The sequence below is a fragment of the Paracoccus wurundjeri genome (assembly GCF_030678915.1).
Taxonomy (GTDB): Bacteria; Pseudomonadota; Alphaproteobacteria; order Rhodobacterales; family Rhodobacteraceae; genus Paracoccus; species Paracoccus onubensis_A.
The window spans coordinates 1-22,758 of record NZ_JAUUTZ010000014.1 but is presented as its reverse complement, the minus strand read 5'-3'; the positions used below and the strand labels follow the sequence as shown (position 1 = coordinate 22,758).

Genomic DNA, 22,758 nt, shown 5'->3' with positions numbered 1-22,758 from the left:
AGGGGGCAGGGGCGAATTCGGTCAGCTGTGGCTTAGCCCTTTGGGCGATAAATCAGTAAGGCAGGCCGTGCTGCCTGTGCAGATCGTCTATCGCCTTGCACAACTCTTCCGATGGGGTTTTGCCGAAACCCGCGATGCCATGTTCAAGCTGTTCGATATCGGTCGCGCCGATGATCGGGATATTCCGGAAGGGCCGCGTCAATTGCCATGCGATGGCAAGGTGTACCGGATCCCAGCCATGCTCTGCCGCCAGTTCGTGATAGGCGGAAACCGCCTCCAGCGCCCTTTCGGTCTTTCGTCCGCCAAGCAGGCCCGGGCCGCCATGGGCGCGATCCACCGCGGCGCGGCTGCCTGCGGGCATCGCTCCGTCCCGGTACTTGCCGCTCAGCAAACCGGCGGCCAGCGGGGAATAGGCCAGCAAAGTCACCTCTTCGGCATTCGCGGTTTCGGCCAGATCGGTGTCGTAAAGCCGGTAAAGCAGCGAATATTCGTTCTGGATCGAGGCGACGCGCGGCCCGCCCGTCCGCTCGGCCATATCGCACCAGCGGGTCAGTCCCCATGCGGTTTCGTTGGACAGCCCGAAGGCCCGCAGCTTGCCGGCGCCGATCGCGTCGGTCACGGCCTCCAGCACATCCGCCATGTGATCCAGAACCTGCTGTTTCGAACGGCCCGTGGAATCAAAATCCCAGTTCCGGCGGAAGGCCCATGTGCCGCGCAGCGGCCAGTGCAGTTGATACAGATCGATCCGGTCGGTTTGCAGGCGGCTCAGGGAATTGTCGATGGCCTGACGGATGATCGCGCCGTCATAGGGTTTACCGTCGCGCAGGTTCGCGTTGGGGCCGGTAATCTTGGTGGCGATCTCGACCCGGTTCCGGTTGCCGGGCCGGGCCAGCCAGCGGCCAAGGATTTCTTCGGATTTACCCACGGTTTCGGCGCGGACCGGATTGACAGGATACATCTCGGCGCAATCAAGGAATGTCATGCCGATCGCCGCCGCCCGGTCAAGCTGGGCGTGGGCGTCCGCCTCATCCGTCTGATTGCCGAACGTCATGGTGCCAAGGCAGATCTCGCTGACCTCGACATTGCTGCCGCCAAGTGTGACTCTTTTCATCGCTGTCCCCGTATGTTCGGAATTGGCGGCAAGCTAAGGATAACCGCGCCGGATACAAGCCTGTCCGTCGGCAAAGGCTTTGGTTGCCTCGCGTCCCATTTCTTCTTCACGCAAATATCCCGAGGGTTCGGGGGCTGACCCCCGGCTTGCTTAATAGCTGTTCCGCAACCGGTCCAGGGCACCTTGCAGGATATAACCTGCCGCGACCTGATCCACGACCTCGGCGCGGCGTTTGCGCGATGTATCGGCCTCCAGCAAGGCCCGCTCGGCCGCCACGGTCGAAAGGCGTTCGTCCCAGAACCCGATGGGCAGGTCGGTGAGACCCGAAAGGTTCCGGGCGAAGGCGCGGGTGGATTGCGCGCGCGGGCCTTCGGTTCCGTCCATATTGCGGGGCAGACCAAGGATCAGGCCGGTAAGGCGACGCTCTGCCACGATCGCCAGCAGATCGGCGGCATCCAACGTGAATTTCCGCCGCCGGATGACCCGCAGAGGAGAGGCGATCTGCCGCATGCCGTCACTGACCGCGACGCCGATCGTCTTGGTGCCAAGGTCCAGCCCGGCAAGCGCTCCGGTCCGGGGCAGGGCTCGTGCCATGTCGGTAATGTCGTCAAAGATCATAGCCGCGCCTGCATGTTGCGGGTTTCGGGAAAGTCCGGGGAAAGAAATCGTACCGCCCCGAAGGCGCGATCCCCGATGACGCAACGGCCATGCAGGCAATTCCGTGCGGAATCGCGATCAGCGGCTTTTTCATCATATCGCGGCGATAGCAGGACATAACCGGCCCCGGCACATCCGGCCAATTCTGCGACGGTATTGCTCATCACTCGGTCAGTCCTGCCGTCTCGGCGGCTTCACGGATCGGCGCGATGGCTTCGGGCTGTGCGCCGAAGCGTTCCTGCGCCTCGTTCCAGATCGCGCTTGCGCGGTCGGTCTGTCCCAGCACCGCAAGCGAGCCGATCAGCCGGGCCCATTCCTCGGGCGAGCCGCCCTGCGTGGCCAGCCGCGATTCCAGCCCCGAAACCATGCCCTGAATCATCTCCTGACGTTCTTCGGGGCTCATGTCTTCGGTGGCCGCCATCGTATCGGCATCGGGGCCGGGCAGGGCGGGCATGCCGCCATTCTCCGGGGGGGCAACATAGTCCGGCTGGCCCGCCAGCCATGCGAGATCGTCGATGCTGGCGCGGATCGGGACGTTCCACGGCGCGTCATAGGGGCCCTCTTCCAGCAGGCCGCGCCAGATGGGGAATGCGCGGTCGGGACGCTCGTTCTGGATTTGCAGAAGCCCCAGAAGATAGCGGCCCTGCGGCAGAGAGGGATCCATCTGCAAGGCCCGGGCAAGCACCTTTTCGGCCTCGGGTGTGATAAGCCCGCCCGCCGCCTCGGTCATCATGGCCGAGAGACGCAGCAATTCGTCGGCGCTTACCTTGTCGCCGCGCAGATCTACCAGTTTCTGCTGCGCTTCGCGGGCCGCGACGGGATTCCCGACGCGCATTTCATTGGTGGCAAGCAGCATCAGGCCCTGTGGATCGTCCGGCTTCTTCGCCACGGTCTCCCGCAGTTTCTCAAGCAGTTCGGCATATTCCTGATCGATCTCGGGCGCGGGGGGTTCCGGCGCATTGGCCTCTGCTTCGGTCTGGCTTGGCCGGTTGGCATAGATGGTCGAGGCCGTCGCGATTCGTTCCGAAAGCGGCAGATCCGGCATGCTGGGCGCGCCCTGATACAAATACAGCCCGGTCGCGCCGGCCAGCAGCAGCACCAGCACCGCCCCCGCGCCGATCATGCCGCCGCCGCTGTGCAGGGGGCGGGCGGCATTCAGTCTGCGGTCGGCCTCAAGCACCTTGCGGCCGATCTCTGTCCGCAGGCGTCCGGCTTCCTCCGTGCCGATCACGCCGCGATCAAGGTCGCGTTCGACCTCGCGCAGCTGATCGCGATAGACCCGCAGATCGAATGCCGCAGCCGAGGGCGCGTCCCTGTCGCGCATCCGCCGAAGCGGAGCGGCAATCGCCAAGGCAATCACCAATACCAGAGCCGCGCATATCAGCCAGAACATTCCCGCATCCTTATTCCTTCCGAAGCGGATTACCCCGTTTCGGGCGCGCGGAAAAGTGAAACCGCGATGACAAGCTCGTGCGGGCGTGTCGCATTTTGCCGCGATCTGCCGCAAGATGCGTTGTAAGATGGCACCGCTCGGGACAATCTGAGCCGCGATTCACAAGGGGGACCCATGGCTATCGCATCCGCACCGCGTTCCGGCCGTTATTCGGTTTTCGCCATCGCCCGCGAGGCGCTGCGCCAGCATCAGGGCTGGCATCGCGCATGGCAGAACCCTCAGCCGCGCGACCGTTATCAGGTCGTCATCGTAGGGGCCGGGGGGCATGGTCTGGCGACGGCTTATTATCTTGGCAAGAATTTCGGGATCACCGATGTCGCGGTGATCGAGAAAGGCTGGCTGGGCGGCGGGAATACCGGGCGGAATACCACGATCATCCGCTCGAACTACCTGCAGGATCCCTCTGCCGCGATCTATAACAAGGCGCTGCAGCTTTATGAAAACCTGTCGCAGGAGCTGAATTACAACGTCATGTTCAGCCCGCGCGGCGTCATCATGCTGGCCCAGACCGAGCATGAGGTGCGCGGTTACAAACGCACCGCCTATGCGAACCACCTGCAAGGCGTGGCGACCGAGTGGATCGAGCCTGCGCGCGTCAGGGAACTGGTCCCGATCATCAATCTGGAGGGGCCGCGCTATCCGGTGCTGGGCGGGCTGTATCAGGCGCGCGGCGGCACGGCGCGGCATGATGCGGTGGCATGGGGCTATGCACGGGCGTGCAGCGACATGGGCATGCATATCATCCAGAACTGCGAGGTGCAGGGGGTCGAGACCGAGGGCGGGCAGGTCCGCGCGGTGAATACCTCGAAGGGCCGGATCGGTTGTGACAAGCTAGCGATGGTGGTGGCGGGGCATTCCAGCCAGCTTGCCGAAATGGCCGGGTTCCGGCTGCCGATTGAAAGCGTGGCCTTGCAGGCGCTGGTGTCCGAGCCGATCAAGCCTTGCATGGATGTCGTGGTGATGGCGAACACGGTTCACGGCTACCTGTCGCAATCCGACAAGGGCGAGATGGTGATCGGCGGCGGCACCGACGGGTTCAACAATTTCACACAGCGCGGGTCATGGCATCATGTCGAGGAAACCGTGCGCGCTCTGGTGGAAACCTTCCCGATGATCTCGCGGCTCAAGATGCTGCGGCAATGGGGCGGGATCGTGGATATGACCGGCGACCGCTCTCCGATCCTGTCGGCGACGCCGGTTGGCGGCGTTTTCGTCAATTGCGGCTGGGGCACTGGCGGGTTCAAGTCGATCCCCGGTTCGGGCTGGGCGATGGCGGAACTTGTCGCCAATGGCACGCCCGGCCCGCTGGCTGCCCAATTCGGCCTGAACCGCTTCCGCGAAGGGCGCTTTATCGATGAATCCGTCGCGGCAGGAGTGGCGCATTGATGGCGCTGTGTGAGTTCCGGGGGATTTTCCATGGATTGCGGGACGCCCGGGATGTTTCGACCGGGTCCGGGCGATATCTGCCGGAAAATGTTTCCTTTCCCGAATTTCATACGCAGGACCGGATCGGAAGACCTGCATGTGATCGCGCCGATATAAGCGATTTTACGCTGGATCCGCGCCGGTTCTTTGGCTGGCCCATCGAGAAACGTGACGAAAACAGCTGTATCCGCCCGCCGCATGAGCAGGAAAAGACCGCATATGGCGCCCGTTCCGTGATGCAGGCCGGTATCTGGATTTCCATTGAAAATCCGGGTTTTTCATTATGATGCGGGCCTATTGCATGTCTTTCGATGGGGCGAGGTCCGGTAGCCCGCGTCATCCGGTTGGCAAGGTTCCGCGCATGGCGATTTCTTCTGGAACTCCTTGGGCAGGCTGTGAATTGGTCCGTTGTCAACCATGCCAACGGAAGGGACAATTATGGCTGAAGGTAACAAGAACGGACTCTATATCATCATCGGCGCCGTTGTGGTCGTCGTTTTGCTGCTGTTTGTCTTCATGGGCGGCGGTGGTGAAGGTGGCGGCGATGCCGCGGTCGATGATCCGGCAGCAACCGCTCCGGCAGAGACCGAAGCTCCTGCAGATGCTCCTGCAGACGGTGCTGCGACCGACGCACCGGCAGCTACCGAGTAAGCGTGATCCCTGGGGGAAAACCTCCACTGAATCACCAGAGGTTTTGCAGAGCGGCGTGAAACGCGGCATGGCACTTTGGGATGCCGGTCGGATAGCGTCACTCGCCGGGATCGGGGGCGGATGGCCCCCGGTCCCTTTCTTTACCGCTTGTCCCCCGGGTTGCCGGTCATGACCCGCGATCCCGGTCTTGAGGCCCAGCTTCCCGAAGATCTCGGCCAGCCGGACGGGCTGCGCAGCCGCCCGATGTTCGGCGGGCTTTGCTTCATGCTGAACGGGCATATGCTTTGCGCCGCACGCGCGGGCCATGCGATGTTCCGCGTCGGCAAAGAGGCCGAAGCGCAGGCGCTTGCCCTTCCCGGCACGTCGCGCATGTCGCATGCAGGCCGCGAAAAGCCCGGCTTTGTCTGGCTGTCCGGCCCTCCGCTTTCCGATGATGACATCCGTCAGGGCCTCGCCCGTATGGCGTTGACCCATGTTTCCACCTTTCCTCCCAAGGATTGCTGAATGCTGATACTGACCTGTCCCTATTGCGGTGTTCAAGCCGAGGAATCCGAGCTTCATCCCGGTGGCGAAGCGCATCTGAAGCGTATCGGGCCAGACGGCAATGACGATGATTTCGAAGCCTATCTGTTCGCCCGCAAAAACCCCAAGGGCGTGCATTTCGAACGCTGGCGGCATGCTTATGGCTGTGGGAAATGGTTCCTCGCCGCCCGCGATACCGCGACATTGCAGGTCTATGGCACCTATCGCGCCCAGACCACGCAGCCGCCGCAAGAGATCATCGACAAGATCCGCAAATCCCGCCCCGACTGGCAACCTGACTGGTCCCCCGAAAAAGTCTGGTCCTCTGAGAAAGGCAGCGCCCAATGACCTATACGCCTCCTTTCCGTCTGGCCCGGGGTGGCCGCCTGATCGACCGCGCCTTTCAGCTTCCGTTCCGCTTCGATGGGCGTCATCTGCGCGGGGTTCAGGGCGATACGCTGGCCTCGGCTCTGCTGGCCAATGGCCAGATGCTGATGGGCCGTTCGTTCAAATATCACCGTCCGCGCGGGCCGATCGCCTCCGGGGCCGAGGAACCCAATGCCCTGTTCGGCCTTGGTCAGGGCGGCCGGTTCGAGCCCAATCAGCGGGCCACCACAACTTCGCTGGTTCACGGCATGGTGCTGGGCAGCCAGAATTGCTGGCCCTCGCTGGACGCCGATATCGGGGCGGTGAACAACTTGCTGTCGCCGATGCTGCCGGCGGGGTTCTATTACAAGACCTTCATTCATCCCCGCCCGTTCTGGAAACACCTGTTCGAGCCGATCATCCGCCGTAGTGCCGGGCTTGGCCGCGCCCCGAAAGAGCGTGACCCGGACAGCTATGAACAGGCATATGGTTTCGCCGATCTCGTCGTCGTCGGTGGCGGGATATCCGGCCTGACCGCCGCCCGCGACGCCGCCGGGAACGGGCAGCGCGTGATCGTGCTGGAACAAGGTCCGGAATGGGGCGGGCGCACCCCCGCCGATCACACCAAAGGGACCGAGGCGATCGACGCCCTGCTTACGGATCTGCGCGGGCGCGATAATGTCATCCTGCGCCGCAACTGCATGGCGACGGGGCTTTACGATCACGGTTATCTGCTGGCGCGCGAGGCTCTGGCCGATCACGATCCCAATCAGGGCATTCCCCGGCAACGCCTGTGGCGTATCCGCGCCGGGCATGTGATCACGGCGACAGGGGCGCTTGAGCGGCCATTGTCATTTGCCTGCAACGACGTCCCGGGTGTCATGCTGGCCTCGGCCATGCGGGATTTCATCAGCGAATACGGCGTGGCCCCCGGCCAGCGGATCGTTGTCGTCACCAATAACGATGACGCTTATCGCACCGCCCTGACGGCCTCGGATGCGGGGCTTGACGTGGTTGCCGTGATAGACGCCCGCCCCGGCGCCTCTGGCGAATTGCCGCAGGCGGCGCGCGCCCGCAATATCCCGGTCCTGACCGGCACGGCCATCGCCAAGGTCAAGGGCAGCCGCCATGTGGAAGGGGTGGCGCTGTGCGATCAGGCAGGCGACGGCACGATCACCGGCGGTGTCGAATGCGATGCGGTGGCGATGTCCGGCGGCTGGTCCCCCGTGGTCCATCTGTGGAGCCATTGCGGCGGCAAGCTGATCTGGGACGAAGGTCCGGCCATGTTCCGTCCCGATCCTAAACGTCCGCCACTGGGCGCGGACGGCAAGGGGATGGTTACGGCCGCAGGTGCCGCGAATGGCGATCTGCTTTGCGCGGGCGATTTGGAACTGCCCGAAGCCGAAACCATGCCGGTCTGGGTCATGCCGCAGAATGCGCCCTATAAGCTGCGCTCGAAAATGTGGCTGGATTTCCAGAACGATGTGAAGGTTTCCGATGTCGAACTGGCCGCCCGCGAAGGCTATGCCAGCGTCGAGCATACCAAGCGCTATACCACGCTGGGAATGGCCACCGATCAGGGCAAGGTCAGCAATATCAACGGCCTTGCCGTGCTGTCGAAGACGCTTGACCAGCCTATCCCGGCCACTGGCACGACGACCTTCCGCCCTCCCTATACGCCGCTGACACTGGCCACCATCGCGGCGGATGCGCGGGGTGAGGCGTTCCAGCCCCTGCGCAAGACGCCCATGCATGACTGGCATCAGCGTCACGACGTTTCATGGGAGCCGGTGGGTCACTGGCGCCGCCCCTATTGCTATCCGCGCGGGGCCGAGGACCGTCACGCCGCTGTCAACCGCGAGATCATGGCGGTGCGCGAAGGCGTCGGTACGCTGGATGCCTCGACCCTTGGCAAGATCATCGTCAAGGGACCGGATGCCGGGCGCTTCATGGATATGCTGTACACGAACATGATGTCCAATCTGAAACCCGGTCGGTGCCGTTACGGCCTGATGTGCAGCGAGAACGGTTTCCTGATGGATGACGGGGTCGTCGCGCGGCTGTCGGACGATACATGGCTGTGCCACACCACCACCGGCGGGGCCGAGCGTATCCACGGCCATATGGAAGACTGGCTGCAATGCGAATGGTGGGACTGGCAGGTCTATACCGCCAACCTGACCGAGCAATATGCACAAATCGCCGTTGCCGGACCGAAGGCCCGGGTCCTGCTTGAGCGGCTGTCCGGCAATATCGACCTGTCCGCCGAAGCCTTCCCCTTCATGAGCTGGAAAGAGGGCGAGATCGCCGGTATTCCGGCCCGGATTTTCCGCATCAGCTTTTCGGGCGAACTCAGCTACGAGATCGCGGTGCCTGCCTCGCGCGGGCTGGAACTCTGGCAGAAGCTGCACGAGTCTGGGCATGATCTGAACATCACCCCCTACGGCACCGAGGCGATGCATGTCATGCGCGCGGAAAAAGGTTTCATCATGATCGGCGATGAAACCGATGGCACGATCATTCCGCAGGATCTGGGCCTGCATTGGGCGATCTCGAAGAAGAAAGCCGATTATATCGGCAAGCGGGCGCAAAGCCGCAGCCATATGCGCGATGGCAGCCGCTGGCAGCTTGTGGGGCTGGAAAGCCTTGACGACCGTGTTCTGCCCGATGGCGCCTATGCCGTGGATGAGGGCAAGAACGATAACGGGCAGCGCAAGACGCAGGGGCGTGTCACTTCCAGCTATTATTCGCCCACGCTGAACAAGCCCATCGCCATGGGGCTTGTCCGTCACGGGCCGGAACGGATGGGACAGGTTCTGGAATTCCCGCTGCCCTCGAATGAGGTAATGAAGGCACGGATCTGCGAGCCGGTGTTCTTCGACAAGGAAGGGAGCCGTCTCAATGGCTGATGCACTCGCCACGATCGCCCGCCGCAGCGAGTTCGGCATGATCACCATCCGCGCCGATCTTGAGCGTGCAGGCGATGCCATCGCCGAGGCCGCGGGTCTGCCCATTCCGCAGGCGGCCTGCATCACCAGGGATGGCAGCCTCAGTCTTGGCTGGATGTCTCCGGATGAGTTATTGCTGCTGCTTCCTGTCGCCGAGACCGCCAGGACCGTGCAGGCGCTGGAACAGGCGCTTACCGGCGAACATGCACTGGTTGCGGATGTCTCGGATGCGCGCGCCGTTTTCGATATCACTGGCCCCCATGCGGGCGATGTGATCGCCAAGCTGTGCCCTGCTGATCCCGATGCGCTGCCCCGCGACGGCCTGCGCCGCACCCGCGCCGCGCAAACCGCCGTCGCATTCTGGCACATCGGAAACGGCTTCCGCATGATCGGCTTTCGCTCGACCGCCGATTATCTCGATCGGATCCTGAACAACGCGGCGACCCCGGGCAGCCAGCTTGCCCCGGGCTGAGCGTCTGGCACTTCTTCTTTGTCCAAATACCTGTCGGGGTTGACGGCTGTCATGCGGCTGGTTCAAGTACCTTCCGCAGACGAGGCAGCTTGCCGCCGCTTTCAGACGGGGTCATATGACAGAACTTCTGGACTCTTTGACCAAAGGCAATCGCCGGGCGCTGTCCCGTGCGATCACCCTGATCGAATCGACCCGCCCCGATCATCGCGAACAGGCGGTTGAACTGCTGTCGCAACTGCCGCCGCGTCAGGCCCTGCGCATCGGCATGTCCGGAACACCGGGCGTCGGCAAATCGACTTTCATCGAGGCTTTCGGCACGATGCTGACCGAACAGGGGTACCGGGTCGCGGTCCTTGCCGTCGATCCGTCCTCGGCGCGGTCGGGGGGCTCTATCCTTGGCGACAAGACCAGGATGGAGCTGCTGTCGCGCAATCCGATGGCGTTCATCCGCCCTACGCCCTCATCCGCCGAACTGGGCGGCGTCGCCCGGCGCACACGAGAATCGATCCGGTTATGCGAGGCGGCGGGCTATGACGTGGTGCTGATCGAGACGGTCGGCGTCGGCCAGTCCGAGACGCTGGTGGCCGAGATGTCCGATCTGTTCATCCTGCTGCTTGCCCCCGCCGGCGGGGACGAGTTGCAGGGCGTCAAGCGCGGCATCATGGAGATGGCCGATCTTATTCTGGTGAACAAGGCCGATGGCGATCTTCTGGCCACGGCGCGGCGGACATGCGCGGATTATGCGGGCGCGCTGCGCCTGCTGCGCAAGCGCCCGCAGGACCCCGGGGGTTTTCCCAAGGCGCTTGCCGTGTCGGCTGCGACCGGGGACGGGTTGCGCAAGGCGTGGGACGAGATGCAGGAACTCGCGGATTGGCGCCGCGAGAACGGGCATTTCGAGGCGACCCGCTCGGCCCAGGCGCGTCATTGGTTCATGGCAGAGCTAAGGGCCGGGCTGCTTGCGCGGTTGGATCAGCCTGAAATCAAAGGGGAATTGCAACGGCTGGGCGATGCGGTTGCTGCGGGTGATATGGCGCCGGGGTTTGCGGCGACGCAGTTGCTGGATCAATTGAGCAAAGGGCAGGGCGGCGCGCTGGAATAAACGCCCGATTTTGCGTCCCATGCCGCCCGCGAATCGGATAGAAAAGGGCATGAGGAAGGAAACCGCCATGCTTGACCTGCCTGAACCCGAAACGCTTTATGCCGCGCTTCTGGCCCGCGACCCGGCCTATGAAGGCCGCGCCTATGTCGCGGTCACCACGACGGGTATCTTTTGCCGGCTGACCTGCCCGGCCCGCAAGCCGCGCCCGGAAAACTGCCGCTGGTTCACGCATCCTGCCGAGGCGGAGGCCGCCGGTTTCCGGCCCTGCCGCCGCTGTTTCCCCGGCGGTCCCACGGCTGACGGCGATCGGATCGTCTCGCGGTTGATGGCGGAACTGAAGGCCGATCCCGCGCGCCGCTGGTCCGAAGGCGATCTGACCGAGATGGGGCTTGACCCTTCGACCGTGCGTCGTGCCTTTCGCCGCCATTTCGGGCAAAGCTTCCTGCAGATGGCGCGGGAATTGCGCCTGCGGGGCGGTATGAAAGCATTGACGGAGGGATCAGCGATGATCGACGCACAACTGGATGCCGGATTCGATTCGGCCTCGGGGTTCAGGAACGCTTTCGCGCGGCTGTTCGGCCACAAGCCGCATGTGCTGCGCGGTCCCGCCGATCTCAGGGCCGACTGGATCGACACGCCGCTTGGCGGGATGATCGCTATTGCGGATGACGAGGCGCTGCATTTGCTGGAATTCATCGACCGCAAGGCGCTGCCGGAGGGGCTGCGGAAGCTGTCGGGCTTTGTCGGCGGGCGGATCGGATTGGGGCGCAGCGCGGTCACGGATCGCGTGGAAGCCGAGCTGAATGCCTATTTCGAGGGGAACAATCCGAGCTTTTCCGTGCCGGTTCAGCTTCACGGGACCGATTTTCAACGCCGCGTCTGGCAGCAATTGCGCCGGATCCCCGCGGGCGAGACCTGTAGCTATGCCCAGCTTGCCGCCGATATCGGCCAGCCCACCGCAACCCGCGCCGTGGCGCGCGCCAATGCCACGAATCGCATCGCGCTTGTGGTGCCATGTCACCGGGTCATCGGCGCGGACGGTACCTTGACCGGCTATGCCGGAGGGCTGTGGCGCAAGGAAAAGCTTATCGAAACCGAACGTGCCTATGCCGCCTGAACAGGCGGCGCCGCGCTGTTCCAGGAAAAGGTTAACCAAATGCGTGACTTACATCAGCCGGGAAATCCACTGATCCTGTTCAATATCTGGGATGCCGGATCGGCCAGGGCCGTCGCCGAAGCCGGCGCAAAGGCACTCGCGACCGGCAGTGCCTCGGTCGCCGGTGCGCTTGGCTATCCGGACGGAGAAGCGGTACCGCTGGAGGATTTGCTGCATGTCGTCACCCGTATCCGCGCCGTATCGGATTTGCCGCTCAGCGTCGATTTCGAGGCGGGATATGGCGAAACGCCGGAACAGGTCGCGGCCAATGCTGCGCGATTGGAGGAGCTTGGCGTTGCCGGGATCAATCTGGAGGATGGCATTCCGCCCAACAAGGGCATTCGCCCCGCCGCCGAACATGCCGGGCGAATCGCGGCGATACGGGCACGCACCGGCCTGTTCATCAATGCCCGCACCGATCTGTTCCTGAGGAGCCCGACCGAGGATCACGCCGCATTGCTGCCAGAGGCATTGGAACGGTCCGGGATCTATCATCAGGCAGGCGCGGACGGCTTCTTCGCGCCGGGACTAATCGCCCCTGAATTGATTGAAGAATTATGCCGCGAATGTGCATTGCCGGTGAATATCATGGTGTCTCCGGCGGCTCCTTCACTTGCCGAGCTGGCGCGGCTGAACGTGGCGCGGGCCAGTTTCGGGCCTTTCCCTTGGCGGGACGCGATGGCGGGATTGACGCAGGCGGCGCGGAATCAGATAAGCTATGGGACTTGACGCGGGGGGCGGTCCGCTATAATCACCCGCGAACGGATTTTCGGGCGCAGCGGGGCTGCGCCCCTTCACATTGGGCCGAACCCGATCCCGGGAAAGCCCGCCAAAGCTGAGACGAAGGATTATCACCATGTCGCGCGTCTGCGAACTGACCGGTAAAGGCCCGATGACCGGTAACAATGTCAGCCACGCCAACAACAAGACTCGTCGCCGGTTCCTTCCGAACCTGAACGAGGTCACGTTGACGTCTGAAAAAATGGGCCGCAGCTATTCCCTGCGTATTTCGGCCGCCGCTCTGCGCTCGGTGGATCATCGCGGTGGTCTGGATGAGTTTCTGGCCAAGGCGAAAGACGCCGATCTGTCGGCCCGCGCCCTGAAGATCAAGCGCGAGATTTCCAAGCTTGACGGTCCGGCCGAACTGCAAGCCTGATTGCTGCCTTGAACGGCTGCACCTGCCCCGCTTTGGCGGGGCGTTTGCGTTTATGGATACCGCGCCGGTCTGATATCCGGCAGGCGGCGGACATATCCCTATATACCCCTTTGCTGCGACAGATTGGGTGATGCCTGTCGCAGGATGATCCGTTAAACTGGCCGTCATGACATCCGCCCTGCGCCTTGTTCTGGTTTTCTGTTTGGCCCTGACCGGGATCGGTCTGGGGATAGCGCGGGGGACCGTGCAGAATGGCGGGCAGGTGGTGATCTGTACAGGCGATGGCGTTGTGATCCGCCATCTGCCCGGCGCTGCGGGAAAATCGGTGGCGCATATCTGCCCCGACATGGCGCTGTCATTTCTTGATGCGACGGCAGGCGCCGATATCCTGATCACGCGCGATGCCGGGCACTATCGGCCCGTACCGCATCCGGGGGGCTTGTCAGAGCATTCTAGGTCGGTGCCGCTGGCATCGGCGCGCGATCCTCCGTCCGGGTTGACGACGATCTGACCCGATTATCCAACCCAGGAAGGACTGACGAATGAAAACGCTAATTTTCGCCGCCTCTGCGGCCATGCTTCCCTATGCCGCGCTGGCCCATGACGGTATGGCCGTCACGGATGCCTATGCCCGTGGCGCAAATCCCAAATCCGGCGCGGCCTTCATGCTGCTTGAAAATCACCGGAAGGTCGATTGCACGCTGTCGGGCGTCGCCTCGGATGCGGCCGAGCGGGTTGAGCTGCACAGCAACAGCGAGGTGGACGGCGTGATGAAGATGGCGCCAATCCCGGACGGGATCACGATTCCCGCCGAGGGCGAAGAGCTTCTGACGCGCGGCGGCAATCATGTGATGATGATGGGGCTGAAAGCTCCGCTGGAGGACGGGCAGGTGATCAAGATGACGCTGGATTTCGGCGAATGCGGCACGGAAGAGGTCGAGATACCGGTCGATAACCAGCGTTCCGGGGATTCCGCGGCCGATGATATGGACGATCATCAACACGGGCATGAAAACCACTGATCCGATGGCGCAGGCGGCGGGCAGGGCCATGACCCGCCGCCGCCAGTGCTATAACAAACCTTAGTGCCGCATAGGCCAAGCCCCCATGCCACGCAGGCCACTGGTGCTGCACAAGAGGCACGCTTTCCTGCGGGCGATGCGCGATAACGCTTTGTCGAGTTGCAAGAATGCGCAAAATCGGGATAGTGTTTTCCCGAGGCCGATAATCTGAGCAGTTTACAGGAATTATATATCATGAAACGCCGTCAGTTGATGTCGCTGGCCCTGCCGCTGATCGCCGCTCCGTCTCTGGCGCTGTCGCAGGCCGCTCCGGAAGCGCCCGCTGCGACGCAGCCCCGCGATCCCTATTCCCCGACCCAGGTCGCGATCCGCGACGATTTCGAGGTGGGCAGCATCGTCGTGGTCAGCAAGGATTTCTTCCTTTATCACGTTATCGCGCCGGGCAAGGCGATCCGCTACGGGGTGGCCGTGGGCAAGAATGAGCTTGTCTGGAAAGGCAAGGCCACCGTCGGCAAGAAGGTCGAATGGCCAAGCTGGCGCCCCACGCAAGAGATGATCCAGCGCGATCCCGCCGCCTACAAGAAATACGAAAACGGGATGCCGGGCGGGCCGACAAATCCGCTGGGTGCGCGGGCGCTGTATCTGTATAACGCCCAGGGGCAGGATACCGCGATCCGTATTCACGGCACGACCGAGCCGGGCTCGATCGGGCGCGCGGTTTCCAATGGCTGCCTGCGGATGCGGAACGAGGCGGTGATGAGCCTGTTCGATCAGGTGCCGTTGGGAACGCCCGTCTACGTATTCTGACATCGCATTGCCGATAACGCTGACCCGTGTCCTTGATCCTGCATTTGTCGGGGTCGATGATATCATCGATGTCCGCTCGCCCTCGGAATTCGCCGAGGATCACCTGCCCGGCGCGATCAACCTGCCGGTTCTGGACGATGACGAGCGCGCCCGGGTCGGCACGATCTACAAGCAGGTTTCGCCATTCGATGCGCGAAAGCTGGGCGCCTCGTTGGTGGCCGCCAATGCCGCGCGGCATCTGCGCGAGACTCTGGCGGGCCGGGATGGTGCCTGGAAGGCCATCGTCTATTGCTGGCGGGGCGGGCAGCGTTCGGGCAGTTTCGCGGGTATTCTGAAACAGATCGGCTGGCGGATCGATACGGTCGAGGGCGGCTATAAATCATGGCGCGCGCTGGTCGTGGACCGGGTGCAGAACGGACCTGTCGCCGCGCCGGTCGTGGTGCTGGACGGCAATACCGGCAGCGCCAAGACCGCGATCCTGCAACGGCTGGCGGCGCGGGGCGTTCAGGTCATCGATCTTGAGGGTCTGGCGCGGCACCGCGGCAGCCTGTTCGGCGCCTTCGCAGGCGGGCAGCCCAGTCAGAAATGCTTCGAGGGGCAATTGGCCATTGCCATCGAAACCCTGGATCCCGCGCGGCCGGTTCTGATCGAGGCAGAAAGCAGCCGGGTTGGCGACCTGCTGATTCCCAAGGCTTTGTGGCGGGCTATCTGCGCCGCTCCCCGTATCCGGCTGGAAGTTCCGCTGCATGAACGCGCAGCCTATTCGGTCCGCGATTACGGCGATGTCGTGACCGATCCAGCACGGCTATGCGCGATCACTGCCTCGCTTGCCCCGCTGCATCCCGCCGCGCGGATCGAGACATGGCAGGCACAGGCACGGGACGGGGATTGGCGCGGCCTGGCCGAGGGGTTGATGCGGGATCATTACGATCCGCGCTATCTCAGGCACCGCCTGCGCTATGCCGGGCGCGAGAAAGCCGTTATTCCACTGGATAATCTGCGTGATCTCGAACTTGCGGCAAGCAGGGTCGAGGCGGCATTGGGTCGCGTGATCGGGTGAAGGCAGGCTGCGATATCCGGCGCCGGAGCCTCCGGCGGAGGTATTTGAGCAAAGAAGAAGAGGATTTGGGGGCCATGACCTATGGGGCTGTGTCCCGCAGATAGGTGCGCAGCAGCTTTTCCAGCTTGACGGCGCCGAGCGGGGCCATGGCTTTGGTATGATCGTGGCTGATCGCCTCGTCGCTGAGGCCCGCGCCCATATTGGTGATGACCGAGATTGCCGCGCAGCGCAGCCCCAAGAAGCGTGCAAGGATGATCTCGGGGACGGTGGACATGCCGACGGCATCCGCGCCAAGAATTGCCGCGGCGCGGATTTCGGCCGGGGTTTCGAAGCTGGGGCCTGAAAACCAGCAATAGACGCCCTGCGGCAGGTCGATCTGCGCTTCGGTTGCGGCGCGGGCAAGTGCCTCGCGGATCCCGGGGTCATGGGCATCGGTCATGGGCACGAAGCGTGCATCGGTCTTCTCGCCGATCAGCGGGTTGGTTCCGGCGAAGGCGATATGATCGCTTAGCATCATCAGCCCGCCCGGCTGGATATCCGGGCGCAGCGAGCCTGCCGCATTGGTCAGGATCAGCTTTTCCGCGCCAAGCGCCGCCAGGGTCTCGAGCGGAAGCCGCATCGCATCGGCTCGTCCCGATTCATAATAATGCGAACGCCCTCCGAATACGGCGACGCGGCGGGTTTCGAACTCGCCCACAACCAGTTGCGGCACATGTCCCGAGACGCCGGCATGAGGAAAACCCGGCAATTCGTCATATGGGATCGCCACGCCATCGACCGCACCCGACAGATGACCAAGGCCCGAGCCAAGGATCAGCCCGTATTCCGGTGGTTCTGCCCCGGCGCGGTCGCGGATCAGGGAGGCGAGTTCAACGCTCTTTGACATAGGGTTCGCCTCCGGCGCGGGGGGGAATGGCACGGCCGACGAAACCGGCAAGGATGATGACGGTCAGGATATAGGGCAGCGCGTTCATGAACATCGACGGCACGGTGATCAGCCCCAGATCAAGATCGGGATAACGGTTCGCGATAGCTTCCAGCAGGCCGAACAGGAAGGTCGAGAACAGCGCGGCCCACGGCCTCCATTTGGCGAAGATCAGGGCGGCCAGCGCGATGAAACCGCGCCCCGCCGTCATTTCCTTGACGAAGCCCGCCGAAAGGCCGGTTGCCAGATAGGCCCCGGCCAGCCCGCAGAGGATGCCGCAGATACCGATGGCCGCGAAACGCAGCCGCGTGACCGAAACGCCTGCCGTATCGACCGAGGCGGGGTTTTCGCCGACTGCCCGCAGGCGCAGGCCGAAACGGGTGCGGAACAGTACCCACCATGTCAGCGGAACCAATGCGAAGGCGACATAGACAAGGATCGAATGGCCCGAGATCAGCTCCGCATAGATCCGCCCCAGTACCGGGACATTCCGCAATGTATCGGCAAATGGCAGGGTGATTTCGCCAAAGCGGCCCTCGCCGGTCAGCGACGGGGTTCGGCCGCCAAGGCCGAAAAACCGCTGCCCCATCAGGATCGTCAACCCCGAGGCAAGGAAGTTGATGGCCACGCCGGCGATAAGCTGATTGCCCCTGAAGGTGATCGAGGCGATCCCGTGAATGGCGGCCAGCGCCATCGAACCGCCGATCCCAGCAAGCAGGCCAAGCCACGGGTTGCCGGTCACGGCGGCCACGGCGGCAGAGGAAAAGGCCGCCATCAGCATCTTGCCCTCCAGCCCGATATCGAACACGCCCGAGCGTTCCGAATAGAGGCCGGCAAGGCAGGCAAGCAATAGCGGCGTCATCAGGCGGATGGCGGAATCGAGGATCTGGATAAAGGTGGCGAAATCCATGCTCAGCTCCTTTCCGTGGCCAGACGGAAGGCGACATAGGTCAGGAACACGCCCAGAGCGGCCTCGATCCAGCGGCGGGCGCGGTCATAGGCGAGACGGAAAGGAGAAGAGGACAACAGCACGGCATAGGCCCCGTGACCCGCGAGCGACAGCACGAAGGCTCCGGCGATGAAAAGCGCCAGGACCGGCAGCGGCGCGTTATTCGTGGCTCCGACCGTGGCGATGGCAAGCCAGAAGACGATGGCTTTTGGATTGGTGATCTGCATCAGGTAGCCCGCGACGAAAGACCGGATTTGTCCCGTGGGGCGGCCGATAGCGGCTACCGCCACTTTCGGAGGCTGCGACGCGCGGCGGAACGCCTTCAGGGCCAGCCACAGAAGATAGGAGATTCCGGCAATGCGGATGATTGTGGATAGCCACGCCACCCGTTCCATCAGCAGGCCCAGCCCCTGCGTGGTTGCCAGTGCCAGACAGGCCGCACCCAAAGCAATGCCGAAGGCGGCGGCAACCGCGTTCGCACGGCCCTGTGACAGGGCGATGCCAAGCAACAGGGCGACACCCGGACCGGGGGAGGCGACGGATACCGCTTGTATCGCATAGGCCGCGCCGAAACCCGGCAGATACGGAATAAGCCAGTCCATCACGCGCGCCCCTTTTTTCGCAGGGCAAGGAATATCCGCTCAAGCGGCATCCGCACCATATTGTCGAGCGCGCCGGTGAACAGGATCACAAGGGCCTGAATCACCACGATCAATTCGCGTGGAATCGTGGTCCACAGCGCGAGTTCGCCCCCGCCCTGATACAGGAATCCGAAAAGCAGCGCGGCCAGCAGCACGCCAAAGGGGTGGTTGCGGCCCATCAGGGCGACGGCGATGCCGATGAAACCCGCGCCCTCGACGGCGTTCAGCACCAGACGCTCTGCCTCGCCCATCACATTGTTGATTGCCATCAGCCCGGCCAGGCCGCCCGAGATCAGCATCGCGATCACGGTAATCCGGACTGGCGAGATCCCGGCGTAAAGCGCCGCGGGCTCCGAGCGGCCAAGGGCGCGGATCTCGTATCCAAGCCGGGTGCGCCAGATCAGCAGCCAGACCAGAATACAGGCGATCAGGGCGATGAAAAAGGTGATGTTGACGGGCGTGTTCTTGCCCCATTCGATCCCGATCCCGGCGGCCATTTCCGATAATTGCGGCAGATGGGCGCCGGCCGGGAATCTGGCCGTGGCGGGGTCCTGACTGCCTTGGGGGCGCATGATATTGACCAGCATGTAGTTCAGCAGGGCCGCGGCGATGAAGTTGAACATGATCGTGGTGATCACGATATGGCTGCCGCGTTTCGCCTGAAGGATCGCCGGGATAAAGGCCCAGGCCGCGCCGAACAGGGCTGCCCCGATCATTGCGGCCGGCAGGGCGACGCCCCAATGCGGCCAGGGCAGAGCCAGACAGATCAGGGCCACGCCAAGCCCGCCGATCATCGCCTGTCCCTCGCCGCCGATATTGAACAGGCTGGCGTGATAAGCCACTGCGACCGCCAGACCGGTAAAGATGAAATTCGTCGTGTAATACAGGGTGAAGCCCCAGCCATAGCTGGAGCCAAGCGCCCCGGTGACCATGGTTTTCAGGGCCATCCACGGGCTTTCCCCGATGGCCAGAATGACTAGCGCCGAGATTGCCATGGCAAGGATCAGCGAGATCAGCGGGGTCAGGATCACATCCGCCCATTTCGGCATCTTGTCCATCAGCCTGCCCCCCCTGCCTGTTCATCCGGCAATTCCTCGACATGCTTTGATTCCGGCGGAATGCCGTCGCTGGCGTCGTGTCTTTCGGTATCTGTGACACCGGCCATCAGCAGGCCCAGTTCGCCGGTCGTGGTTTCCGAGGGCAGACGCTCGCCCATGATGCGCCCGTCGAACATCACCGCGATCCGGTCGGACAGCGCAAGGATTTCATCCAGCTCGACGCTGACCAGAAGAATAGCCTTGCCGGCATCGCGCAGCTCGATAATGCGCTTGTGGATGAATTCAATCGCGCCGATATCGACCCCGCGCGTGGGTTGCCCGACCAGAAGCAGATCGGGATTCCGCTCGATCTCGCGGGCGACGACGATCTTCTGCTGATTGCCGCCCGAGAAATTCCGCGCCGCCAGATGCGGGTCGCGGGGGCGGATGTCGAAACGCTCCATCTTTTCCTGCGCATCCTGCTGGATCGCGTTGTTATTCATGAACAGGCCGGCATTATATTCGGCGGCATGGTGATATCCGAAGGCGCTGTTCTCCCATGCCGCGAAATCCATGATCAGGCCTTCGGATTGCCGGTCCTCTGGGATATGGCCGATGCCACGGGCGCGGCGGGTGGCGGCATCCGATCTGGTGCCGGTCAGGTCCAGTTCCTGCCCGTTCATCCTGACCGTGCCGCTGATCGTCGAGCCTTTCTCGGGATAGCCGCCCAGCAGTTCAAGAAGCTGGGTTTGCCCATTGCCCGATACGCCAGCGATGCCGAAGATTTCGCCTGCGCGGATATCAAAGCTGACATTTCGCAAACGCTGCACCCCTTCATCGTCGGCCAATTGAAGGTCACGGACCTCCAGCACCGGCTGGGCGGGTTTCGCGGGGGATTTCTTGACATTCAGCAGAACCTTGCGGCCAACCATCAACTCGGCCAGTTGCTCGGGACTGGTTTCCGATGTCTTGACCGAGGCGACCATTTCACCCCGGCGCATGACGCTGACGTTATCGGTGATCTCCATGATCTCGCGCAGCTTGTGGGTGATCAGAATGATCGTCTTGCCCTCGGCCTTCAACCCTTCGAGGATCCGGAACAGGTGATCCGCCTCGGCGGGCGTCAGCACCCCGGTCGGTTCGTCAAGGATCAGGATATCGGCCTGCCGATACAGGGCCTTGAGGATCTCGACCCGCTGCTGATGGCCCACGGACAGCTCTTCGATGGTTTCATCGGGATCGACATTCAGCTGATACTCGGCGGCAAGCTGTTTCAGCACGCCGCGCGCCTTGGCCAGCGAGGGGCGCAGCAATTTTCCATCCTCGACCCCCAGAATGATGTTTTCCAGCACGGTGAAGTTCTGCACCAGCTTGAAATGCTGAAACACCATGCCGATCCCCGCGCGGATCGCGGTCTGGCTATCGGTGACGTTCAATGGCTGGCCGTTCACCAGGATCTCGCCGCTATCGGGCTTGTAGAACCCGTAAAGGATCGACATCAGGGTGGATTTACCCGCCCCGTTTTCGCCGATGATCCCGTGGACGGTGCCACGGGCGACCTTGAAGGAGATATTCTTGTTGGCCTGAACCGGTCCGAAGGATTTGCTGATCCCCCGCAATTCGATCGCCGGGGAAGAGGCCGTCTCCGGCCTCTTCGCCTTGTCAGCCATGCCGGGCATCAGAAGGACAGGGCCGGGCAGGTATTGTCGGAATAATAATCATGCACCTCGATTTCACCCGACTGGATCTGCTGAGACACTTCGTCGACGCGGGTCTTCATCTCTTCGGTGATCAGATCCTTGTTGTTGTCGTCAAGCGCATAGCCCACGCCGCCTTCGGCAAGGCCCAGAACCTGCGCCCCGGTTTCCAGATTCTCGCCGGCGGTGAAGGCGTCGTAAACGGCATTGTCCACACGCTTGACCATCGAGGTCAGCACCTTGCCCGGATGCAGGTGGTTCTGGTTGCTGTCGACGCCGATGGACAGGATATCCGCATCGGCGGCGGCCTGAAGCACGCCGATCCCGGTGCCGCCGGCTGCGGCATAGACCACATCCGCGCCCTGCGAAATCTGCGCCTTGGTCAATTCGCCGCCTTTCACCGGATCGTTCCACGCCGCCGGAGTGGTGCCGGTCATATTGGCAAGGATTTTCGCATCGGCCTCCTGATGTTTCACGCCCTGCGCATAGCCGCAGCCGAATTGCCGGATCAGGGGAACATCCATGCCGCCGATAAAGCCGACGGTCTTGGATTCCGACGCCATGGCCGCCAGAACTCCGACGAGGAAACTGCCTTCCTGTTCGGCGAACATGATCGATTTGACATTCGGCTGCTCGACCACGGCATCGATGATGACGAATTTGGTTTCGGGATAGTCGGGGGCGACCTCTTCAAGCGTGTTGCCAAAGGCAAAACCGGTCATCACGATCGGATTTGCCCCGGTCTCGGCCAGACGGCGCAGGGCTTGTTCCCGCTGCGCCTCGGATTGCATCTCCAGTTCCTTGTAGCTGCCACCGGTCTCCTCGGTCCAGCGTTGCGCGCCATTATAGGCGGCTTCGTTGAAAGATTTGTCGAACTTGCCGCCCAGATCGAAGATCAGTGCCGGATCGGCCAGCGCCGCTCCACCCGCGACGGCGGTGACTGCGGCGCCGGCCATCAGCGTTTTCATGAAAGACATACAGATAACCCCATCCTGTTGTGGCGGGCGATTCAACGCGCCCGCATGATGGATCGATTAGGACGCATTGCCCGGAACTGGTCAACCGCCTTCTTGCCCATTTCCTTGCGTAACGGAGATGGTACTCGCAGTGTTTCGGCATCCCTTGCCGTTCAGCCCGGCAGGTTCAGCCGCAAGATCAGGGCATCCAGCCCCGGCGCGTAATAATCCGGCCTGCGCCCCGCCTGTTGCCAGCCCAAGGCCGCGTAAAGCGCCTGTGCGGGCAAATTGTCGGATGCCACTTCGAGAAACAGATGCCCGGCATCTTTGGCCTGCGCCGCAAGAACGAATTCCCGCACCAAACCGCGACCAATACCCTTGCGCCGCGTGGCGGGATCGACGGCAAGGGTCAGCAATTCCGCCTCATCCGCGATTGCGCGGCCAAGAAGGAAGCCGTTCGGGCGGGTAAGAAGGAAGCAGCCGCGGGTTTCCAGAAGCGCGGCGAATTCATCCGCGCTCCATGGCCGGGGAATAGTGAAGCAGCGGGCATGCAGCGCCGATAGCTGGCCGGGGGTCACGGCAGGATGACCGGGGCAGGATCCCGTGGCGGCGCGGCATCCGCGGGGCGCAGATAGATGGGGGCGGGGC

26 protein-coding genes are annotated in these 22,758 nt (G+C 63.0%); 15 read left to right on the top strand and 11 right to left on the bottom strand.

The window, feature by feature from the left end; all coding sequences use genetic code 11:
* Window positions 1-52: 52 nt before the first annotated feature.
* The 4 genes from Q0601_RS14430 to ccmI all read right to left on the bottom strand — a co-directional run bounded on the left by Q0601_RS14430 (window position 53) and on the right by ccmI (window position 3,161).
* Entirely contained in the window at window positions 53-1,111 is a 1,059-nt protein-coding gene (locus Q0601_RS14430; RefSeq protein ID WP_305290556.1) for an aldo/keto reductase, read from the bottom strand.
* Between the two features lie 150 nt (window positions 1,112-1,261).
* Window positions 1,262-1,729 (bottom strand): Holliday junction resolvase RuvX, encoded by a 468-nt coding sequence (ruvX, locus tag Q0601_RS14425; RefSeq protein WP_119747691.1) that lies wholly within the window; start codon window positions 1,727-1,729, stop codon window positions 1,262-1,264.
* Window positions 1,726-1,932 carry a hypothetical protein gene (locus tag Q0601_RS14420; protein WP_305290555.1) on the bottom strand — a complete coding sequence of 69 codons (207 nt, stop codon included), beginning with the start codon at window positions 1,930-1,932 and terminating at the stop codon, window positions 1,726-1,728. Before Q0601_RS14420 ends, ruvX begins: the two co-directional genes overlap by 4 nt.
* Window positions 1,932-3,161, bottom strand: a complete 1,230-nt coding sequence (gene ccmI / locus Q0601_RS14415) for a c-type cytochrome biogenesis protein CcmI (RefSeq protein ID WP_305290554.1) — start codon at window positions 3,159-3,161, stop codon at window positions 1,932-1,934. Before ccmI ends, Q0601_RS14420 begins: the two co-directional genes overlap by 1 nt.
* A 174-nt stretch (window positions 3,162-3,335) precedes the next feature.
* Here ccmI and Q0601_RS14410 point away from each other — a divergent pair, with 174 nt between their 5' ends.
* The 15 genes from Q0601_RS14410 to mnmH all read left to right on the top strand — a co-directional run bounded on the left by Q0601_RS14410 (window position 3,336) and on the right by mnmH (window position 15,905).
* Entirely contained in the window at window positions 3,336-4,607 is a 1,272-nt protein-coding gene (locus Q0601_RS14410) for a sarcosine oxidase subunit beta family protein (RefSeq protein ID WP_305290553.1), read from the top strand.
* Window positions 4,607-4,933, top strand: a complete 327-nt coding sequence (locus Q0601_RS14405) for a hypothetical protein (protein WP_305290552.1) — start codon at window positions 4,607-4,609, stop codon at window positions 4,931-4,933. The genes Q0601_RS14410 and Q0601_RS14405 overlap by 1 nt, the downstream gene beginning before the upstream one ends.
* Window positions 4,934-5,084: 151 nt before the next feature.
* Window positions 5,085-5,297, top strand: coding sequence for a hypothetical protein (locus Q0601_RS14400; RefSeq protein WP_119752138.1), 213 nt, complete (start codon window positions 5,085-5,087; stop codon window positions 5,295-5,297).
* A gap of 168 nt (window positions 5,298-5,465) precedes the next feature.
* Complete coding sequence (locus Q0601_RS14395) at window positions 5,466-5,801, top strand: TfoX/Sxy family protein (RefSeq protein WP_305290550.1); 336 nt, start codon at window positions 5,466-5,468, stop codon at window positions 5,799-5,801.
* Window positions 5,802-6,167, top strand: a complete 366-nt coding sequence (locus tag Q0601_RS14390; protein WP_305290549.1) for a sarcosine oxidase subunit delta — start codon at window positions 5,802-5,804, stop codon at window positions 6,165-6,167. It begins immediately after the preceding gene.
* Entirely contained in the window at window positions 6,164-9,094 is a 2,931-nt protein-coding gene (locus Q0601_RS14385) for a sarcosine oxidase subunit alpha family protein (protein WP_305290548.1), read from the top strand. The genes Q0601_RS14390 and Q0601_RS14385 overlap by 4 nt, the downstream gene beginning before the upstream one ends.
* Entirely contained in the window at window positions 9,087-9,605 is a 519-nt protein-coding gene (locus Q0601_RS14380) for a sarcosine oxidase subunit gamma (protein WP_305290547.1), read from the top strand. Before Q0601_RS14385 ends, Q0601_RS14380 begins: the two co-directional genes overlap by 8 nt.
* A gap of 115 nt (window positions 9,606-9,720) precedes the next feature.
* Window positions 9,721-10,704 (top strand): methylmalonyl Co-A mutase-associated GTPase MeaB, encoded by a 984-nt coding sequence (gene meaB / locus Q0601_RS14375; protein ID WP_305290546.1) that lies wholly within the window; start codon window positions 9,721-9,723, stop codon window positions 10,702-10,704.
* A 49-nt stretch (window positions 10,705-10,753) separates the two neighbouring features.
* Window positions 10,754-11,821 carry a bifunctional transcriptional activator/DNA repair enzyme AdaA gene (locus Q0601_RS14370; RefSeq protein ID WP_305290545.1) on the top strand — a complete coding sequence of 356 codons (1,068 nt, stop codon included), beginning with the start codon at window positions 10,754-10,756 and terminating at the stop codon, window positions 11,819-11,821.
* A gap of 39 nt (window positions 11,822-11,860) precedes the next feature.
* Window positions 11,861-12,589, top strand: a complete 729-nt coding sequence (locus tag Q0601_RS14365; protein WP_305290544.1) for an isocitrate lyase/PEP mutase family protein — start codon at window positions 11,861-11,863, stop codon at window positions 12,587-12,589.
* Between the two features lie 127 nt (window positions 12,590-12,716).
* Complete coding sequence (gene rpmB, locus Q0601_RS14360; protein WP_119752130.1) at window positions 12,717-13,016, top strand: 50S ribosomal protein L28; 300 nt, start codon at window positions 12,717-12,719, stop codon at window positions 13,014-13,016.
* 166 nt (window positions 13,017-13,182) lie between these two features.
* Window positions 13,183-13,527: a hypothetical protein gene (locus tag Q0601_RS14355; protein WP_305290543.1), complete on the top strand. Its 345-nt coding sequence runs from the start codon at window positions 13,183-13,185 to the stop codon at window positions 13,525-13,527.
* 31 nt (window positions 13,528-13,558) lie between these two features.
* Window positions 13,559-14,038 (top strand): copper chaperone PCu(A)C, encoded by a 480-nt coding sequence (locus Q0601_RS14350; protein ID WP_305290542.1) that lies wholly within the window; start codon window positions 13,559-13,561, stop codon window positions 14,036-14,038.
* 234 nt (window positions 14,039-14,272) lie between these two features.
* Window positions 14,273-14,845, top strand: a complete 573-nt coding sequence (locus Q0601_RS14345) for a L,D-transpeptidase (protein ID WP_119752127.1) — start codon at window positions 14,273-14,275, stop codon at window positions 14,843-14,845.
* A gap of 7 nt (window positions 14,846-14,852) precedes the next feature.
* A complete protein-coding gene (gene mnmH / locus Q0601_RS14340) occupies window positions 14,853-15,905 on the top strand; it encodes a tRNA 2-selenouridine(34) synthase MnmH (RefSeq protein ID WP_370656142.1) in 1,053 nt (350 codons plus the stop codon).
* A 79-nt stretch (window positions 15,906-15,984) separates the two neighbouring features.
* Here the strand turns inward: mnmH and Q0601_RS14335 are convergent, their stop codons facing one another.
* From Q0601_RS14335 to Q0601_RS14305, 7 genes are all read right to left on the bottom strand, one after another.
* A complete protein-coding gene (locus Q0601_RS14335) occupies window positions 15,985-16,791 on the bottom strand; it encodes a purine-nucleoside phosphorylase (RefSeq protein WP_305290541.1) in 807 nt (268 codons plus the stop codon).
* Entirely contained in the window at window positions 16,775-17,740 is a 966-nt protein-coding gene (locus Q0601_RS14330) for an ABC transporter permease (RefSeq protein WP_305290540.1), read from the bottom strand. Before Q0601_RS14330 ends, Q0601_RS14335 begins: the two co-directional genes overlap by 17 nt.
* A 2-nt stretch (window positions 17,741-17,742) precedes the next feature.
* The gene (locus Q0601_RS14325) at window positions 17,743-18,381 is read right to left on the bottom strand and encodes a LysE family translocator (RefSeq protein ID WP_305290539.1); all 639 of its coding nucleotides are present in this window, start codon (window positions 18,379-18,381) and stop codon (window positions 17,743-17,745) included.
* Complete coding sequence (locus Q0601_RS14320) at window positions 18,381-19,478, bottom strand: ABC transporter permease (protein WP_305290538.1); 1,098 nt, start codon at window positions 19,476-19,478, stop codon at window positions 18,381-18,383. The genes Q0601_RS14325 and Q0601_RS14320 overlap by 1 nt, the downstream gene beginning before the upstream one ends.
* Complete coding sequence (locus Q0601_RS14315) at window positions 19,478-21,127, bottom strand: ABC transporter ATP-binding protein (RefSeq protein ID WP_305290537.1); 1,650 nt, start codon at window positions 21,125-21,127, stop codon at window positions 19,478-19,480. The genes Q0601_RS14320 and Q0601_RS14315 overlap by 1 nt, the downstream gene beginning before the upstream one ends.
* 8 nt (window positions 21,128-21,135) lie before the next feature.
* On the bottom strand, window positions 21,136-22,131 hold the full coding sequence (locus Q0601_RS14310; protein ID WP_305290536.1) for a BMP family lipoprotein: 996 nt from the start codon (window positions 22,129-22,131) through the stop codon (window positions 21,136-21,138).
* Window positions 22,132-22,283: 152 nt separating this feature from the next.
* On the bottom strand, window positions 22,284-22,758 hold a 475-nt coding region (locus Q0601_RS14305), incomplete at its 5' end, for a GNAT family N-acetyltransferase (RefSeq protein WP_370656141.1).

Bases quoted from the DNA above. Each gene is read 5' to 3' on its own strand.
- Q0601_RS14390 (WP_305290549.1), top strand. From the start codon at position 5,802: ATGCTGATACTGACCTGTCCCTATTGCGGTGTTCAAGCCGAGGAATCC.
- ruvX (WP_119747691.1), bottom strand. From the start codon at position 1,729: ATGATCTTTGACGACATTACCGACATGGCACGAGCCCTGCCCCGGACC.
- Q0601_RS14385 (WP_305290548.1), top strand. From the start codon at position 6,164: ATGACCTATACGCCTCCTTTCCGTCTGGCCCGGGGTGGCCGCCTGATC.
- Q0601_RS14400 (WP_119752138.1), top strand. From the start codon at position 5,085: ATGGCTGAAGGTAACAAGAACGGACTCTATATCATCATCGGCGCCGTT.
- Q0601_RS14325 (WP_305290539.1), bottom strand. From the start codon at position 18,381: ATGGACTGGCTTATTCCGTATCTGCCGGGTTTCGGCGCGGCCTATGCG.
- rpmB (WP_119752130.1), top strand. From the start codon at position 12,717: ATGTCGCGCGTCTGCGAACTGACCGGTAAAGGCCCGATGACCGGTAAC.
- Q0601_RS14365 (WP_305290544.1), top strand. From the start codon at position 11,861: ATGCGTGACTTACATCAGCCGGGAAATCCACTGATCCTGTTCAATATC.
- Q0601_RS14355 (WP_305290543.1), top strand. From the start codon at position 13,183: ATGACATCCGCCCTGCGCCTTGTTCTGGTTTTCTGTTTGGCCCTGACC.
- Q0601_RS14315 (WP_305290537.1), bottom strand. From the start codon at position 21,127: ATGGCTGACAAGGCGAAGAGGCCGGAGACGGCCTCTTCCCCGGCGATC.
- Q0601_RS14430 (WP_305290556.1), bottom strand. From the start codon at position 1,111: ATGAAAAGAGTCACACTTGGCGGCAGCAATGTCGAGGTCAGCGAGATC.
- meaB (WP_305290546.1), top strand. From the start codon at position 9,721: ATGACAGAACTTCTGGACTCTTTGACCAAAGGCAATCGCCGGGCGCTG.
- Q0601_RS14420 (WP_305290555.1), bottom strand. From the start codon at position 1,932: ATGAGCAATACCGTCGCAGAATTGGCCGGATGTGCCGGGGCCGGTTAT.
- Q0601_RS14350 (WP_305290542.1), top strand. From the start codon at position 13,559: ATGAAAACGCTAATTTTCGCCGCCTCTGCGGCCATGCTTCCCTATGCC.
- Q0601_RS14410 (WP_305290553.1), top strand. From the start codon at position 3,336: ATGGCTATCGCATCCGCACCGCGTTCCGGCCGTTATTCGGTTTTCGCC.
- Q0601_RS14370 (WP_305290545.1), top strand. From the start codon at position 10,754: ATGAGGAAGGAAACCGCCATGCTTGACCTGCCTGAACCCGAAACGCTT.
- Q0601_RS14330 (WP_305290540.1), bottom strand. From the start codon at position 17,740: ATGGATTTCGCCACCTTTATCCAGATCCTCGATTCCGCCATCCGCCTG.
- Q0601_RS14320 (WP_305290538.1), bottom strand. From the start codon at position 19,478: ATGGACAAGATGCCGAAATGGGCGGATGTGATCCTGACCCCGCTGATC.
- Q0601_RS14395 (WP_305290550.1), top strand. From the start codon at position 5,466: ATGACCCGCGATCCCGGTCTTGAGGCCCAGCTTCCCGAAGATCTCGGC.
- Q0601_RS14345 (WP_119752127.1), top strand. From the start codon at position 14,273: ATGAAACGCCGTCAGTTGATGTCGCTGGCCCTGCCGCTGATCGCCGCT.
- Q0601_RS14310 (WP_305290536.1), bottom strand. From the start codon at position 22,131: ATGTCTTTCATGAAAACGCTGATGGCCGGCGCCGCAGTCACCGCCGTC.
- Q0601_RS14335 (WP_305290541.1), bottom strand. From the start codon at position 16,791: ATGTCAAAGAGCGTTGAACTCGCCTCCCTGATCCGCGACCGCGCCGGG.
- Q0601_RS14380 (WP_305290547.1), top strand. From the start codon at position 9,087: ATGGCTGATGCACTCGCCACGATCGCCCGCCGCAGCGAGTTCGGCATG.
- Q0601_RS14405 (WP_305290552.1), top strand. From the start codon at position 4,607: ATGGCGCTGTGTGAGTTCCGGGGGATTTTCCATGGATTGCGGGACGCC.
- ccmI (WP_305290554.1), bottom strand. From the start codon at position 3,161: ATGTTCTGGCTGATATGCGCGGCTCTGGTATTGGTGATTGCCTTGGCG.